This window comes from Yoonia vestfoldensis, from assembly GCF_002158905.1.
GTDB lineage: Bacteria > Pseudomonadota > Alphaproteobacteria > Rhodobacterales > Rhodobacteraceae > Yoonia > Yoonia vestfoldensis_B.
Genome location: NZ_CP021432.1, coordinates 72,454 through 88,245, shown reverse-complemented (window position 1 = coordinate 88,245; position 15,792 = coordinate 72,454). Strand labels below are relative to the sequence as shown.

The window sequence follows — 15,792 nt, the reverse complement described above, 5'->3', positions numbered from 1 at the left end:
TTGTTTAAGGGGGCAACAGATAAACTATTGCGTCAAAACAAAAGCGGCATTTTTCGCAAAATCACGGATGGAATATGATGCGTCTCTTAGTTTCAGCTGACACCCACCTTGGTTCGCCCATCCGATCTGTCGCGTTGCGTAATCCAGACCTTGGCGCTCGTTTGAAACAGGCCAGCCGTGATACCTTTGTCGAGATCGTTGATCTCGCGATATCGGAACAGGTCGATGCGTTTGTGCTGGCGGGTGATATATTTGACAATGGTTACCCGGATCTTAAGTCCCGCGCTTTTCTGATTACTCAGCTAGCGCGTGCCTCAGAAGCCGGTGTCGCTACGGTGCTGATCAGGGGCAACCACGATGCGCTTTTGGATCACAATGCACATGGAGACTTGGGGCCAAGTATCCACCTTTTGCACAAAGGCGCGCCCACGGTCGAAATCGGTGATGCTGCGTTTCATGGTTTGTCCTTCGATACGGCCCATGTGTCGAAGAGCTTCCTGCCTGACTACCCGGTTCCAGTTCCTGGAAAACGAAATATTGGGCTGATGCACACCTCGCTGGATGGTGCCCCAGGTCATGATCCTTATGCTCCTTGCTCCGAACGAGACCTGATGGCGCATGGCTTCGACCTCTGGTGTCTCGGGCACATTCATGCACCCTTTGAGCGGCTCGACGGACCGGCCTTGGTGATCATGCCCGGCATACCGCAGCCGCGTCACTTTGGTGAGCGCAAGGGTGGCACCGTTACCTTGGTGTCCTTGGGCGACGGTAGCCCGGAATTCGAACGCCGCCCCATTGGCCGCCTTGGCTTCTCCGAATGTTCGTTGGACTTGAGCGACTGTTCTGATCAACAGGAGGTTCTGCGAAATCTGCGCGACGCATTTTTGTCCGTGCAAGTGCCGGACCGCGACACGGCGGTGCGCCTTTTCGCAACCTCGGATCAACACGGCGCGGACCTTGTGACGGAACTGGCGACTGAAGTGCTGGACAGCATTGACTGTGTGTTCCTCGACAAGGTTAAATGCGCCCTGCCGCTCGGCAAAACCGGGGCCGGGACCGACGATCTGGTTCGTCTGATGCGGGATGAATTGGCCGAAGAAGGCTTTCGAGAGTCCGCCTTGCAAGAACTTGAAGAACTGCGTCTTGCTATGCCCTTGGAAATTATGGACGAGTTGGGTGATGACAGTCTTGATGCGCTACTTGAGGAAGCGATTGCCGAGGTCTCTCTGACATTGCACGCGGGGGCCTCGAAATGAGGCTGAACCGGTTGGACTTGATCCGCTACGGGCGTTTTAAAGACGCAGGCATTGCTTTCCCGAAACCAGCCAAAGGCGTGCCCGACGTGACGGTGATCTTTGGCCGGAACGAGGCGGGAAAATCCACCACGTTCAACGGATTTCTGGAGTTGCTCTTCGGTTTCAAGGGCGGTGCGCATCCCTATGCCTTCCGGTTTGACCGAAGTGATCTTGTCGTAGGGGCAGAACTTGATCTGCCCGGGCGTGGGCCTATGGTCTTGCGCCGCAACAGCAAGAGGACCCAATCGCTTTTGGACGCAGATGACCGCCCGATAAACGAGGCAATCCTTTCGGGTGCATTGCACGGCCTAACGCGAGATACCTATGAGGAGCGGTTCTCGCTCAACGAGAAGGGTCTGCGCGAAGGCGGCGAACGGATTGCCGGAGCGCAAGGGGACCTTGGCCAACTCCTGCATGCAGGCCTCTCCGGGCTGACAGGCATGGCTCAAACGTTGGACTCACTGGCAGATCGGGCCGACCAATTCTATAAGAAACGTGGCCGGGGCACAACGTTGAAGGCCGGCGGCGATCGCCTGAAAGAGATTGGCCGCGAATTGCGGGCTGATCGTCTGACAACCGATCGGGAACGCACCCTTCGTCATGATCGCGACCGGACATCAGCCGAGTTCAAAACTGCCGATGCCGAGCTTAGACTGGCCCATCAAAGACAAGCGGCGTCCAAGGCTGCGGCGGACTGGCACGACCGGACCGGGAAGATAACGCAGCTGAAAGAGGCCCTGGCCAATTTCCCGGACGGCCCTGATCTCATTCCCGATGCGGCAGAGCGTGTTGCAGGCCTTGTCGAGAAAATCGCAGCGCGGGCAATCCGGATCAAGGAAGCGAAAGAAGAGATCGCCAAACAAGAACAGATCATCGCAGACCATCCGGCCGACACGCTGGCCCAGCCTTTGGCGGCAGAGTTGGAGCGGCTTGATCTCCTGACCATCGACGGCGCGCCGATGATGGGACGGGCTAGCACTGCGCGAGCTGATCTGGACCGTCGCCGCGAAGAGCGGAAGAAACTCGCTGAAAAGATCTCCGGGGCTCTGGGGCTTCTCCAGATACCACATGCGCCGGCATCCACAATCGCATTGGGGCAAAGCGATCTTGAGGCGCTGGAGACTGCAGTGCAGGACTGCCTGACTGCTAGTCTTTCAGCCGACGCCGCACACAAGGCCGTCCAAGCAGCCCGCGCCCAACATGGCGAAGCGCCCACCAAACCGCAAGATTTAACAGCGCTGCGCGCCGCCTTCGATGTCTGGAAGACTGTGGCAGATGTCTCCGCCGCCGAGGCAAGCCAGGGACAGGCATTGGCGCGCCTGACCAAGGTCACCGCTGACCTGCCAAGTACTTGGAAAGACCGTGTTGCCGCAGGTCTGCCTGCGCCGGAAACGCTTGGTGAAGTCAGTCGCGAATGGGCGACCCTGACCGCAGATCTTGCATCGGCACGCACAGACCTTGAGGCCCGCACAGCAGAATTGGCCGAGGCGCGGGCAGATCTCTCCGCGCAGGAGGACGCACCCGACGCTGTTGATGTCGTCAAGACCGAAGAGACCCGGCGTCAGCGTGACCTCGTATGGCAGCAGCATCGGAGCAAACTGACAACCGACACAGCCGATCATTTCGAAGCGGCAATGTACGCCGATGACGGTGCCCGTGCACATTATCTGACGGGGGCCGAGGCCCGGCAACGGCTGCTGGCAGCACAAGGGCAAGTGCGCAGCGACCAAGTCCGGCACGAAACCGCAAAGACCCGTCACGACGATTTGGTTGCGCAGCGTGACCGCCTGACGGAGCGCTGTTCCGGATTGGCACATGCACTGGGATTGGAAGACGGCGCGCCCCCCTCCGCCTTCAGCCCGCGCCAACAGGCTCTTCGGACAGCGGCAGACGCTGCTGCCGATCTGTCCAACGCTGAAACAGCGCTGCAAGATCGTCTTGCCCGAAGGGACACCGCTCGCACTGCGCTGGCTGATGCGGAGCGGCCCCTCCGGCTTCAACCTGCACAGGGCGACCTGCCCAATGAGGTACAACGCGCATTGACGCTGGAGGAGAGCGATCGCAAGGCGTGGGCCAAATGGCAGGATGGAGAGAAGACCGTTGCCGAACTGGACAAGAAAGCGGAGCAATGTCGCAGCGACTTCGAAAAGGCGCAGGGAAAGCTCGACCAGTTGACAGCGGCGCTGCCTTTGCCGGATCGATCTATCTCGGCAATCCGTTCGGCCTTACCACATCTGCGCAGTTTGCATCGGCACCATGGCGATCATCAAGGGCTCTCGGAGCGAATCGAGGCCTTGGAGCAAGCGATTGCCGCCCTTGCAGATGGCGCTCAGCGTTTGGCTCAAATCATGGATGGTCCCGAGGACGACACACATATCGACCCTAGCCAACTTGTCGACCGCGCACGAACGCGCGTAGCGCAGGCAGCGCGGGCAGACGAAAAACGTGCCGAAGCCGCCACGAGACTAGACGAAACCGAAAAGTTGAAACGCCGCACAGAGACCGAGCGTCAGGATGCCAAAGATGAGTTGGCCGCCTGTTTCGAGGGGCAAGGCGGGCAAGACGACGCACCGCGCGACCGTGTCGCAAAGCTGGCGGAACGTGATCGTCTCCGGGCGGAAAAGGTAACAACGGAACATGAGCGTCAGAAGGCCCGTGATGGCGTCGATGATGGTCTCTTTGTCCAGGAACTGGCCCAAATGCCTGATGCCACACGCGGGCCAGAGCTGGAACAGGCGCTGCAAGACGCACAGCTCGCCCGCGACGCCGCTCGCGACGCGCAAACCGAAGCTCAACGTTTGTACCGTGAAGCCTTTGAGGCCGCCGACCGTAGCGATCTCGCAACTGAACAGGCAACATTGCTCGAAGAATTGCGGAGCGGCGCACGTCTGGCTGCGGTCGCTCGGCTCGGAGTGCTTGCGGCACGCGGAGCGTTGCGTCGGCTTGCGGCAGAGCGGCGCAGCAGCATGTTGCGTGACGTCGAAGAGGCCTTTGTGACCATGACCGCCCCCGCGTGGACAGGCGTCGACGTCTGGACCCAGGCCGAAGGCGAAAAGCTCGTCGGTATCCGGCCTGATGGGGGCACCGTTCCTGTTGAACAGATGTCGACGGGCACGATGGGTCAATTGTACTTTGCGCTGCGCCTCGCTGGATATCGCAGCTTTGCGCGTGAACCCGGTCCGCTGCCGATGATCCTGGATGACATCATGGAAACATTCGACGATACGCGCGCCCGGGCGGCGCTAAAGCTTTGCGCGGAGATCGGCGGGAACGGACAAGCAATTCTCTTCACGCATCACGCCCATCTGGTCGAATTGGCACGCAGCTGTATCGATGGGGTGACCATTGTAAACATGCCTGATTGACGGGTTCGATTATGCTCCGGAATTTCTCTTGCAAAGTGGCTTGGGAGCAAAAAAGCAGGGATCAAAATCATGAGCCAAATAAGTCGCCCGTGCCCGAAGGTGTGTCGAGAGCTTCGTAAAAGCCAGACATGTGCAGAAGGAAGTTCTCGTCCATGCTTCGGTATGAAAACTCAAATGTTTCAATCACTGCACGGCGCTGTCCCGCTATCTCGGAATACTCAACAAGTTGGAGAAAGTGCGGCTCGGAATGGGGTGGCGACGCAAGCGTGTTGACTATCGCCATCCGTTGGTTTTGTTTCAGCGCAGGCTGTTTGTAAGGATATACAAAAACGCAAAATATACCTTTATCTGTTTTGTAGCTAAAGTCTGGCGCAATGGTTGCCTCTTGTTGACCGAAAGAAACCGTTTTTCCGCCGGTTTCAACATATTGCGCATGATCAAATGGTATCGATTTGCGCATCGCTTGGAAAATCGACAGTTTCGATTTCGCCTCGCCGGGACCTTCATGAGAGGCCAGAAATTTCTCGGCCTGTTCGTGTGGAATGCCTTTTAAATGAGATATGCAAGTTGAATAAAGGCTGTCGTAATTCCAAGTTCCTCCGGACTGAGCGTCGTACTCATCAACCTTGGCTTTCAGGCGTGCTGCTTCCTTCGCCGTACCTGGGGTGCCATAGGCACTCGGGTTGAATTCGCGAACGCCTCGTAGAAAATCTGTCTTTGACTTGTGCGGCACGTATGGGCTTCCTTCTTAATTGAACGACTCATTTGCTAGTCGGCTTGCCGAGATGAGGTCGCTCTGACGAGTGAGCAGAAGAAAATGTTACGCGACGTTTCTTCGACGGATGTTTTTTGATGCGCGCACCGCGTCTGTTACACCAACCCGATACCGATAGAGTTGCCAGCTAACCTGGTATTCATCTTCGATTTGTGGCCTTGAATAACCATTTATGACCATGAAAACTGTTGCCTTTTTGGGTAACAGAAGTGTCGCACCGAACCACTTGGCCTCTTCTTCAATATTGCGATCATAGGCGCACTCGCCGTTCTCTTTGATTGGAACGTCCATGTCGTGTCCTAAGATGACGTGAGCAAGCTCGTGGGCCAAATCTGAATTTTGTCGGCGTGGGTGACTAAAATCGTTGTGATGGATTTCCCTGTAGCTACCGTCAGAGATGATCAATCCCGAGAAGGGATCATCGGGATGGCTGGCCCAGTAATTTGGAATCTCTGGTGGAAGGCAGCTGTTTTTCATAATCCCAAATATCGGAACGCCCAGATGTTTGGCGAGTTTTCTCGGACACAGGGGAGCATGTGGCTCGAGGTTCAGTTCACCTCGAAACTCTTCGGCGTATCGCTCTGCCTCTGCCTTGAATCCGTGCTTAAACTTGTGCGCCATCCGCCCTACGTTTCCTCATGTCTTCATACAGCGTCTTAATCATCAGTTCCATCGTCTGGGCGTCTTCACCCTTGATGTTCCTGTCGGCCCGTAAGAGTGTTGTGATCTCGGCTAAGGTATCCTTTTGCGATCGTGTCATCGTTTCGGTCCGATAGAATTGGCTCACATCAAGGCTTGACCACGAGGCGAGTGCCGCGAGGCTATCAACGTCGGGGCGTTTCCCTTGTCCCATGCGGGTAAGCGTCGAGGCAGACACCTTGGCTTTTTCTGCAACTTTCTTCCAAGATATCTCCCGGTCGCGTCTGATGGCGTCGAGGGCCGCATAGAATCCTTCAGCATCAAAAAAATTCGACATGTGATCTCCCGTTTCATTGTTGCAATATACCGGGAATCGGATATACAGCAATTGCTACCTAGCAACATAACGTCATCCTAGCAAATGAAAGGAAATCACATGGCTAAAAAAGGAAGTGGCACTCGTGCCCGAAGCACCATATCTGGACGCTTCGTTACGAAAGCTCACGCAAATCGCAGTCCACGCACAACAGTGAGTGAAAGAGTTGGTGGTGGATCAACTCACGGTGCAACACGTAGTGCTGTCTCGGGCAAGTTTGTCAGCTCTGGATATGGCGCTCGCAATCCCCGCACCACGATGCGCGACGGATGAAGTTCGAGGCAATGCGTGAACCGAGCGATGGCAAGGCTGAGGCTTCATCTCCTGCAGCTTTGCCATCAAACATTTGAACAATTGATTTGATCAGGGCAAGAAATGAGCGGTGAAAGTACAAAAACTGGCGCATCTCATTGGCCGAGGCTGCATGCCTGTGAATTACTGCTCGTTTATTAGGAATTTGACAATGAAGAAGAGTGAGGCGGAACCCGTGATCAGGCACCTGTGCCATGTTTGGGGGGATGAAGTCGACATTCCACGCGCGGCAGAAAGCGAACCAAGTTTTCTTACTTTCAAGTCTTGGCTGGATCAAAAAGGATACGGCCACTACCTGAACTTTCGCTCCGTTCGTGGTGCGTCAGCGGACGCCGAGCTCTGGTTTGATGAAGAGTTTAAGCAGCAATGGCGAAACTAGAAAACGATAGAGCGTATCGATATTACTCAACTAATGCATTTAGGACATCGGCCCTTTCGAGCGCGCGTCGTAGTGCATGGTTCGAAACCCTCACATAGATCTCCGTGGTCTTGAGGCTGGCGTGCCCCAACAAAGCCTGAACCATACGAATATCGATGCCTTCCTCGATGAGCAGCGTTGCCGCCGAATGCCGGAACCGGTGCGGCGTCAGATGTGGCATGATGCCCAATCGTTTTGACAGCACGCGCAGCCGTTTCCGGAACGTCTGCGACCGCAGCCGGCGACCAACCGCGTTCAGAAAAAGCGGCGATTTCAACGAACCGTGCTTGGCGCGGTAGGTGCAGTACCGTCGAAACGCGGCCTGCAACTCCGCATTTGGTACAAACACAATCTGTTCCTTATTGCCTTTGCCGCGCACGATCATTTGGCAGGCGTCGGTGGAGACATCGCCGAGCCTCAGATTGGTAAGTTCGCTGATCCGGAGACCGGTTACGATGAGCAGCTTGATCATCAGGATTGTGATGTCTTGCATCGCGCATGGCGTTGGTTTGGCGGTTAGGGCATCGGCCACACCAACGGGCGATTTCAAAACGGCTTTGAGGGTGTCCCTTTCGATGGGGCGCGGCAGGCGCCTTGTTATCCGCACTGCAATGCGCACATCGGCGAACGGGGAGGGCAGGGCACAATTCCGATCTGCGCGCCAGGCAAAGTACGACTTGAGGGTAACCAGCCGCCGCTCAATGGTTGCGGGCTTGGCCTCTAGGTCATCACGCAGATGGCGGTGGTAGTCCAAGATGTCGTCTTTCGACAGCGGATCCGTGAGCCTGTGGATCTAGGTGAAGCGCGCAAAGGTGCGCAGATCTTGGGCATAGGCCCGCAGCGTGTGATGGCCGACGCCGCGTTCATCGCGGCAGGAATTGACGAAATCTTTGTGATCGAGAGGGGGCATGTTGGACTCCTGTTGAGGTGTCCGGCCAATGCATCACGTTCGTCGGTATCGTTGAAATTGGGGCTCCTTCAGCCAGTAACGATAATGGGCCCTCCTTATCGCTAATTTGAATTTGCCTACGTTGTCAGCAAATTGGTGAGCTCGGGTAACTATAACATTCCTGCGTTGAGCAAAATAAAGGCGGCATCCGGGAGGAGGTGGATGCCGCCTATTACTTTGGATTGGCTCTGGGAGGAGTTTGGATTGGCTCTGGGAGGAGGTAGAACCAATCTCTAAAATTCAAGATAGGTAACATGCTGCGACTGCACAATGGTCGATCTAAGATTTTATTGCATTGCAGCATTGAGCCGGGCGCATGTTGCATAACTTTTCAGCTGAACCGGAAGAAACTTAAGATTCCCGGTCATCGATATGCCCTGACTCTGGATTTTTCGATGTCTAGTGCTGAAGGCGCTGAAGTTTGATTTTCTTGGCTCGGGAAAGTGAAAGCAGGCTTTGGGTTTTGTCGGATCCGGAGTTTGGGGGAGGGGTCTGGCAGGGGTCCTGGTGGGCCCCGCCATCACGCGTTGGAAATCCCTCGAACCAATCTCCAATCCGCGCGTGGTTACCACGCGCTCCCAGTTCCGGAGAACACTCATGGCAAAATCTAAACCCAAATTCGACGCAGTCGCGTCAATCACGAATGAGCTTATCAGCATCATTGATCGGGGCGTTCTGCCCTGGCGCAAACCCTGGCAGGTTGGCGGCAGTGCGGTGCCGCTGCGGCAGAACGGCGAGCCCTATCAGGGCATCAACAATTTCTTGCTGACCATGCGCACCATGATGGCAGGGTATACCTCGCCCTATTGGATGACCCTGCGACAGGCCAATGAACTGGATGCCAAGATCGTCAAGGGATCAAAATCGTCTGTTGTAGTCTATTACGGGACCACGGAGCGCGACCGCAACAAAGATGCAGCCGAGGACGAAGCGAACGACCCCAAGACGATCCCCTTCATGAAATCCTACCGCGTGTTCAACGCTGATCAGATCGAGGGGTTGGATGTCCGTTTTCATCCCAAGCCGCCAGAACTGCCGGATCATCCAGAACGCAAACCAATCCCACACATGCAAGCCTTCTTCGAGGCCATTGGCGCGACGGTTAGCTTTTCAGGTCGCGAGGCGTCGTATATGGCCGTTCTGGACAAGATGTACCTGCCTGCGATCGAACACTTCGAAAACCCGCTCAATTTCTATTCCGTCTGGGGTCATGAACTCGCCCATTGGACAAAGGCAAGGCATAGGCTCAACCGTAGCTATGGGGATGCGAAATTCGGAAACACGGCCTATGCGCGCGAGGAAATTGTGGCTGAGCTCTGTACGGTGTTTCTGGGTCAAAAGCTGGGGTTTTCTGCCCACACGCTGGAGATGAATGCGGCCTATCTCGACAATTGGGTCCGCGTGCTCCGATCTGATAAACGGGCGATCTTCAAACATGCGGCGGATGCGCAGAAAGCATGTGATTATCTTGTCGCCGCATCGGAGGCGGGGCAGGGGGCAAAGGCGGCGTAACTGAAGGGAGGGGCGGGCGATCTAGGCCATACCGGCGATTGCAAAGAGAAAGCAAGCTTTGGGTTTTGTGTTTTCAATTTTCTCGAAAGGACAGACCCATGACCACTTCCCAAGCCTCGACAACAGATCGCCCCGATATCACTGTGATTGCCGCGCACAACGAGGCCTTCCGTAAACTCGCCTGCCTTGGCATTGCGCCGGATCAGCCCATTGTCGGCCGTATGCATGTCACACGGTCTCTTGCAGAGGCCGAGGATGGCTTCATGGCTGAGGCGGTCAAAGCAACAGGTGAGTTCGACACCTTTGAAGCCGAGAATGATCCTGACGGATGCCACGACTTCGGGGCCGTTGATATCAGGGGGCAAAAGGTCTTCTGGAAGATTGATCTTTATGAGGCGGATAGCGATTTCCGCTACGGTGCTGAGACCCCTGACAATCCCGCAACCACCGTGCGCGTGCTCACCATCATGATGGCGTCCGACTGGTAGGGTTGGGGGCCTAACCTCACAAACGAAGCACAATTTGAAGGCCCGCTGACCCTTCCAAAGGGAAGGCGGGCCCAATGCCCATGTGATCCTCAAACCCGGGGATTGGTCAGGCCGTTCCGAATGTTCGGGGCGGCGCAAACATCTCAACAAGGACATCACATGACACATGCACTCAAATCCATCTCGGTCGCCATTGGCGATCTCACATCGCATCCTGCCAATGTGCGCAGCAATTCACCTGAAACTTACGAGACAGAGGCTATCGCCCACCTCACGGCCAGCATTGGCGTTCTGGGCATCATCCAACCGCTGCTGGTTCAAAAGATCGATGGCAAGTTCGGCGTCTTGGCAGGTGGTCGACGTCGCGCTGCCTTGAATGAACTGGTCGCCGACAAAACCGCCAAGGGCTTCACCAACAAGACGAAGATCGAATGCCGCTTGGTGCCGGACAACTGCGATGTGACCACGGCCCTATCGCTGGCAGAGAACATCACGCAGGCCCCGATGAATGCTATCGACGAGTTCGAAGCGTTTGCGCGCATGATGGAAGTCGACGGGCAATCGCCAGACACCATCGCCAAGACCTTCGGGACGACCATTGCCGCCGTCAAAGGCCGTTTGCGCTACGGTCTTATCCATCCCAACATCCGCGCAGCCGCGCGCGCCAAGACGATCACCCTCGATACCATGAAGGCCTTCGCGGATCATCCAAGCCAGGACGTGCAGCTTGAGGTATATGAGGCTCTAACAAGCGCTGACAGCTATGTGCAGGCCTATACAGTGCGTCAGGCGCTCAAGGCCCGCGGTGTGCAAGTGAGCGACGATATCGGCGCCTTTGTGCGCGAGGACTATGAGGCGCGGGGTGGTCCCATCGCTGCCGATCTCCTCGAGGAGCATTCGGTGTTGGAAGACACAGCGCTGGTCGAGGCCATCATGGTCGAAAAACTCACCGCCGCTGCGGAGGAGGCGCGGGCGCAATTGGGATTTGCGTGGGCCGAAGCGTTGGTACGCTACGATTATGCAACGATGGCAGACTATGGTCGCGTCTATCCCGGTCCGATCGAGCCTGATGCCGATGGTCAAAAGCGCGTGGATGCGATCACGGAGGAGCTCGAGAAACTGCAACTCGAAATGGAGGATGAGACCCTTGAGACTGATGCCTACAACGCCCTCTACGATCGCGTGGATGCGCTCGAAGAAGAGGCGCGGGATCTGCAGGAGGCCTACAGTGCAGAGGATCTTGCGCAGGGTGGGGTTATCGCATCGTGGTCAAACGGCAAAATTACGCTGCATGTCGGTCTGGTACGGCCAGAGGACAAGCCCGAGGCGACAACGCAGACAACCAGCACCGGCGGCACATCCAATGAGGTAGAAGGGCAGGGCGCAGACGCAATCGTCTATCCCGCCTCACTGACCCAAGACCTCAAGGCCGAACGGGCAATGGCACTCGGGGCTGCCATGACGCTCCATCCCGAAGCTACGCTCGATCTGACCTTGTTCAAACTGGTCACGGACGTGCTTGGCGGCATGAGCGCAACCCACGCCGTCAAGGTCGAGGCCCGCAAGGAATACCGCAGCCATGCCAAGATGGATGAGATTGATGGCACATCTCTAGAACAGGTGGCCGAGGCGCATGATGCGCTCGATCTGTCCTGGGCGGGTGGGGCGAAATCTCCGGCAGATCAGTTTGCGGCGTTCCGCGCCCTTGAGGCGGGCGAGAAGGCCAAACTGGTCGCCTATGCCACGGCCAGCACCACGCAATCTTGTTTTGCCCGCAGCGTTCAGAGTGACAGCTTGATGTTTGATTTCGAGATCGAGGTGATGCCTGACATTCGTGCGCATTGGACGCCAAACGCGGCGCTGTTCAACCGGTTCAAGAAGGCGTGGCTGCTCAAAATCCTTGGCGAAGATCTCGGCCTTGCACAGGAGGCGGTGACACTGGCCTCCATGAGCAAGAAAGAGATCGTCGCATTCTGCGACAAGCTCTTCGCCGAGCCCTTTGCGACGCTCACAGAGGCACAACACGCGGCAGTCGCTGCATGGTGCCCGCCGATGATGCAAACGACTGGTGGCATCAGCTTGGCTGTCGATGCGCAGGAAGAGACCGCTCCAGCAGAGACGGTTCAGGCAAAAGCCGCCTGATCCATTGAGGCGACCCGCGCTTGGGAACAACCAGACGCGGGTCATCCCACTCCCCAACAACTCCCAGAAACAAGCGGCTCAGGCCGCCGTATATGAAAGACATCCTCATGGCTATTCTCAAGTTCTCTGCGTCCGCTGTCGCGGCGCAAATCACGCATGCGCGCTCGTGTTCAACCTTCCTGCCCAATTGGAACGGGCCAGTCGACAAGCCCGCCCTGATCCTCATCGTTGGGAACGGTGTGCATCTGCGTTCCAACGGTATCGACGGCTCTACCACCCGTATTGTCACCACAGAACAGTCCGATCCCAGCTTTGCCTTTGCTAACGGCATCAATCCGTTTCGGGACAGCGATTGGATGGCACAACGTCAAATGGCGTTCCGCGATCTAACCGGGCAGTTCTACACAGACATCCTTGATGATGTGCAGACACTTATCGATCGGGGGCAGGGGGCCATCCGACTGGCAACCGATGGTCATTCCATCCGCGTCTTCGTCCGTCGCGCCTCAGACTTCCTGATTGGCGGAACCTATGAGGTTCCGTCAGGCTTGGGTGGCACATTCCGAGTGGTCCTCAAGGACGCCTGCGACACCTTTGCCATCGTTCAGAACTGCGGCAACTGCGAGGACTTCGATGCAATGCAGCCGTATCGCGTGCCGCTTGATGCACTCATGGAGCTAGAAGACCGGAGGGCAGCGTAACGCGCCCTTTCTTCACTCGCATCGCCAATACCCTGCCATGCCTTCGGCACTCTCGGGACATTGGCGACAAATTAATTTTCTATGAAAGAAAGGACTCTGAAATGGGATGGCTCTTTTACACGGACCGACGAGTTCAGACCTACGCCGATGAGAAGTCAGAGATCACGCGTCTCTGCACCTTCGAGACAGATACGCGCCGCACGACACTGATTAAAGCCAGCAAAGTTGGCTTGACGTGGTATGCGGCAGCAAAGGTTGAGAGCCTTGATCCCATGCCTTTGGAGGATCGAACCTATGTGATCGACAAAGACGGGTCGTTCACCTTCGGTGCGGTGTTTCTGACGCGGTATGACGAAGGGTGCTGGGCTACAAGGACATGGAGGAAAGCGCTGGTCCTTGCGAATCCCGCGCGCCGCTGAGCCTTTTTAATCTCCTGTCCGAGTTGAAAGACCCCGGCAGCTATGCCCACGCTTGGCGGCAGCGGTGTCGAGACTGGGCCACGATCCCCGACTACGCAGAGGGCGACAAGATCAAACTCGCCTCCCCTGTGACACTCAGCGATGGCAGTACCTGTCAGATCGTCACAGCAACCCATTACAGGCGCGGGCGTCAAAAACGGCGCTGCTACCGTATTGAGGAAACTGGCAGCCTCGTGCGGCTCTCAAAGGCGTCACTGGCGGGATCGACCCTCATCAGTCGCGAAATGGCTGAGGGCAGTGCGGTGTTGGCGGAGTTTTTTGCGGGGCAGGATGCATAGAGTGGAACTCTCTAGCACCTTGATTGCGTATCTCATTTGAGATACAGCAATATCCAAAGGAGATCCATATGCCCGCTCAAACATCCATGATCCATGTCCGTGTTGATGATCAGCTTAAAGCGCAGGCCTCGGATGCGCTCTCGGGCGTCGGCCTGACACTCTCGGATGCCGTTCGCATCCTCTTGACCCGTGTAGCCGCGGAGGGCGGGTTGCCGGCGGGACTGACAGCAGATCCAGACGCCTATGACGCATGGTTCCGCTCCAAGGTGCAAGAAGCATTGGACGACCCACGGCCGACAACACCGCAGGCTCAGGTAATGCAAGACGCTCAGGCGATGATTGACAAGAAGCGCCGTGCCTGATCTTGAGTGGAAGGCCACGGCCATCGCTGATCTGCTGGCAATTATCGACTACATTTCTGACGACAATCCAGATGCGGCCCAAGCTCTCAAGGACGAAATCGAGGCCAAGACATCAAGGTTGCCTGAGCGCCCCCAGATGTACCGTGTGGGACGTGTTGACGGCACCCGGGAAATGGTTGTGCGTCCAAATTACATCGTGATCTATGCTGACGACCCAAGTGCCATAGTGATCTTGCGGGTGCTGCACGCAGCTCAGCAATGGCCATAGGTCGGCACGTTTCAAAGCCATTCAGATAAATAGAAGCCCTCTCGGCACTCACAAAGTGCAAAGGGGGCTTTTTGTCCTGTGAACCTCAAACCGGATCACAAAGGACAGAAATCATGGCCCACGCCGACACCAAGCACTCCTATCAAACTGAACCGCCCTGGGTTTACCGGAGAGTAAAACACTCAAAGGATGAACCCTATGACAAAGAATCGACATACCCCCGCCTATCCTGCCGAACTGCGTGAACGTGGTGTTCGGCTTTTCAGAGAGAACCGTGCTGACTATGCCAGCGACACGGCAGCCTATAAGGCAATTGCGCCGAAGCTTGGCTGTTCACCGGACAGCCTGCGCGTCTGGTGTCAGCAGGCCGAACGCGATGCCGGGCAGCGGGCTGGGCTGACAATTGCCGAGAAGGATCGGATCAAGGAACTTGAGCGTGAGGTCCGTGAACTGCGCCAGGCCAACGAGATCCTGAAGAAGGCCAGCGCATATTTCGCAGCGGCGGAGCTCGACCGCCCGTTTCGCAAATGATCGTGTTCATCGACGATCACCGTCGTGTCCATGGTGTCGAGCCGATCTGCCGGGTTCTGGGGATCGCACCATCGACGTATTACGCCCTCAAGGCCGTGGAGCGTGATCCGGACCTGGCATCGGATCGGGCTAAGCAGGATCAACTGGACATGGCCGCCATAAAAGAGGCCTTCGATGGCAGTCGGGGCCGATACGGCGCGCGCAAGGTTTGGCACCAGTTACGCCGCAGCGGGCACGATATCGCTCGCTGCACTGTGGAGCGGCTTATGAAGGCTATGGGATTACAAGGGGTTGTGCGGGGCAAGAAAGTGACCACGACCAACCCCGATACGGCACAACCTTGCCCGGACGACAAGGTGAACCGGGCTTTCGTGGCCGCTATGCCGAACCAGCTCTGGGTCAGTGACTTCACCTATGTCTCCAGCTGGCAGGGCATGGTCTATGTGGCCTTCGTCATCGACGTCTTCGCCCGCAAAATCGTCGGCTGGCGCGTCTCGACCTCGATGACCACCGGTTTCGTGCTCGATGCCTTGAACCAGGCCATCTGCCAGCGCGCCCCGTCCGAGGCGGACAAGCTCATCCACCACAGCGATCGTGGCAGCCAATACCTGTCGATCCGATACACCGAACGGCTGGCCGAGGCTGGGATTGATACTTCGGTGGGCAGCGTTGGTGACAGCTACGATAACGCCCTGGCCGAAAGCATCATCGGCCTGTTCAAGACCGAGGTCATCAAGTTTCTCGGTCCATGGAAATCGGTCGGCCAAGTCGAATGGGAAACTCTCAAGTGGGTCGACTGGTATAACAAAACGCGCCTGCACAGCGCCATCGGATACATTACACCGAACGAAGCAGAGGAGGCATTCTACGCAAACTTGAACGTTGACGAAAAAGCAGCGTAA

General features: G+C 56.6%; 15 protein-coding genes, 1 pseudogene and 1 other annotated feature. Of the genes and pseudogenes, 10 read left to right on the top strand and 6 right to left on the bottom strand.

All coding sequences use genetic code 11. The annotated features are described in order from the left end of the window. Positions 1 to 74: 74 nt before the first annotated feature. A complete protein-coding gene (locus LOKVESSMR4R_RS19670) occupies positions 75 to 1,256 on the top strand; it encodes a metallophosphoesterase family protein (protein ID WP_087213764.1) in 1,182 nt (393 codons plus the stop codon). Between the two features lie 11 nt (positions 1,257 to 1,267). Beyond that, a complete protein-coding gene (locus tag LOKVESSMR4R_RS19665) occupies positions 1,268 to 4,660 on the top strand; it encodes an AAA family ATPase (protein ID WP_157898308.1) in 3,393 nt (1,130 codons plus the stop codon). A gap of 67 nt (positions 4,661 to 4,727) precedes the next feature. On the opposite strand, the gene LOKVESSMR4R_RS20365 is transcribed toward LOKVESSMR4R_RS19665, so the two are convergent. From LOKVESSMR4R_RS20365 to LOKVESSMR4R_RS20355, 6 genes are all read right to left on the bottom strand, one after another. Then, on the bottom strand, positions 4,728 to 5,393 hold the full coding sequence (locus LOKVESSMR4R_RS20365) for a hypothetical protein (RefSeq protein WP_157898307.1): 666 nt from the start codon (positions 5,391 to 5,393) through the stop codon (positions 4,728 to 4,730). Between the two features lie 87 nt (positions 5,394 to 5,480). After that, the gene (locus LOKVESSMR4R_RS19655) at positions 5,481 to 6,056 is read right to left on the bottom strand and encodes an ImmA/IrrE family metallo-endopeptidase (RefSeq protein WP_087213756.1); all 576 of its coding nucleotides are present in this window, start codon (positions 6,054 to 6,056) and stop codon (positions 5,481 to 5,483) included. Continuing rightward, positions 6,040 to 6,411 (bottom strand): helix-turn-helix domain-containing protein, encoded by a 372-nt coding sequence (locus tag LOKVESSMR4R_RS19650; protein WP_087213754.1) that lies wholly within the window; start codon positions 6,409 to 6,411, stop codon positions 6,040 to 6,042. Before LOKVESSMR4R_RS19650 ends, LOKVESSMR4R_RS19655 begins: the two co-directional genes overlap by 17 nt. Before the next feature lie 259 nt (positions 6,412 to 6,670). Beyond that, positions 6,671 to 7,054, bottom strand: coding sequence for a hypothetical protein (locus LOKVESSMR4R_RS20360; protein ID WP_157898306.1), 384 nt, complete (start codon positions 7,052 to 7,054; stop codon positions 6,671 to 6,673). 109 nt (positions 7,055 to 7,163) lie between these two features. Next, complete coding sequence (locus LOKVESSMR4R_RS19635; protein WP_087213750.1) at positions 7,164 to 7,934, bottom strand: tyrosine-type recombinase/integrase; 771 nt, start codon at positions 7,932 to 7,934, stop codon at positions 7,164 to 7,166. 39 nt (positions 7,935 to 7,973) lie between these two features. Continuing rightward, positions 7,974 to 8,090, bottom strand: coding sequence for a site-specific integrase (locus tag LOKVESSMR4R_RS20355; protein ID WP_123619008.1), 117 nt, complete (start codon positions 8,088 to 8,090; stop codon positions 7,974 to 7,976). Between the two features lie 636 nt (positions 8,091 to 8,726). Between LOKVESSMR4R_RS20355 and LOKVESSMR4R_RS19630 the strand changes: the two genes are divergently transcribed. The 8 genes and pseudogenes from LOKVESSMR4R_RS19630 to LOKVESSMR4R_RS19595 all read left to right on the top strand — a co-directional run bounded on the left by LOKVESSMR4R_RS19630 (position 8,727) and on the right by LOKVESSMR4R_RS19595 (position 15,792). After that, positions 8,727 to 9,641: an ArdC family protein gene (locus LOKVESSMR4R_RS19630; RefSeq protein WP_087213748.1), complete on the top strand. Its 915-nt coding sequence runs from the start codon at positions 8,727 to 8,729 to the stop codon at positions 9,639 to 9,641. Between the two features lie 98 nt (positions 9,642 to 9,739). Beyond that, positions 9,740 to 10,129 carry a DUF3768 domain-containing protein gene (locus tag LOKVESSMR4R_RS19625; RefSeq protein ID WP_087213746.1) on the top strand — a complete coding sequence of 130 codons (390 nt, stop codon included), beginning with the start codon at positions 9,740 to 9,742 and terminating at the stop codon, positions 10,127 to 10,129. 159 nt (positions 10,130 to 10,288) lie between these two features. Beyond that, positions 10,289 to 12,271 (top strand): ParB/RepB/Spo0J family partition protein, encoded by a 1,983-nt coding sequence (locus tag LOKVESSMR4R_RS19620; protein ID WP_087213744.1) that lies wholly within the window; start codon positions 10,289 to 10,291, stop codon positions 12,269 to 12,271. A 107-nt stretch (positions 12,272 to 12,378) separates the two neighbouring features. Then, entirely contained in the window at positions 12,379 to 12,972 is a 594-nt protein-coding gene (locus LOKVESSMR4R_RS19615; RefSeq protein WP_087213777.1) for a regulator, read from the top strand. 101 nt (positions 12,973 to 13,073) lie between these two features. Further along, a pseudogene (locus tag LOKVESSMR4R_RS19610) lies at positions 13,074 to 13,729 on the top strand (DUF6927 domain-containing protein). A gap of 68 nt (positions 13,730 to 13,797) precedes the next feature. Then, positions 13,798 to 14,091 carry a type II toxin-antitoxin system RelB/DinJ family antitoxin gene (locus LOKVESSMR4R_RS19605; protein WP_087213742.1) on the top strand — a complete coding sequence of 98 codons (294 nt, stop codon included), beginning with the start codon at positions 13,798 to 13,800 and terminating at the stop codon, positions 14,089 to 14,091. Then, positions 14,084 to 14,359, top strand: a complete 276-nt coding sequence (locus LOKVESSMR4R_RS19600) for a type II toxin-antitoxin system RelE/ParE family toxin (protein ID WP_087213739.1) — start codon at positions 14,084 to 14,086, stop codon at positions 14,357 to 14,359. Before LOKVESSMR4R_RS19605 ends, LOKVESSMR4R_RS19600 begins: the two co-directional genes overlap by 8 nt. Before the next feature lie 198 nt (positions 14,360 to 14,557). Further along, a protein-coding gene (locus LOKVESSMR4R_RS19595; protein WP_420645897.1) for an IS3 family transposase occupies positions 14,558 to 15,792 on the top strand; the annotation gives its coding sequence in 2 pieces (ribosomal slippage) (positions 14,558 to 14,855 and positions 14,855 to 15,792; 1,236 coding nt in all). Further along, positions 14,845 to 14,961 (top strand) — a sequence feature (AL1L pseudoknot). (Overlaps the previous gene by 117 nt.)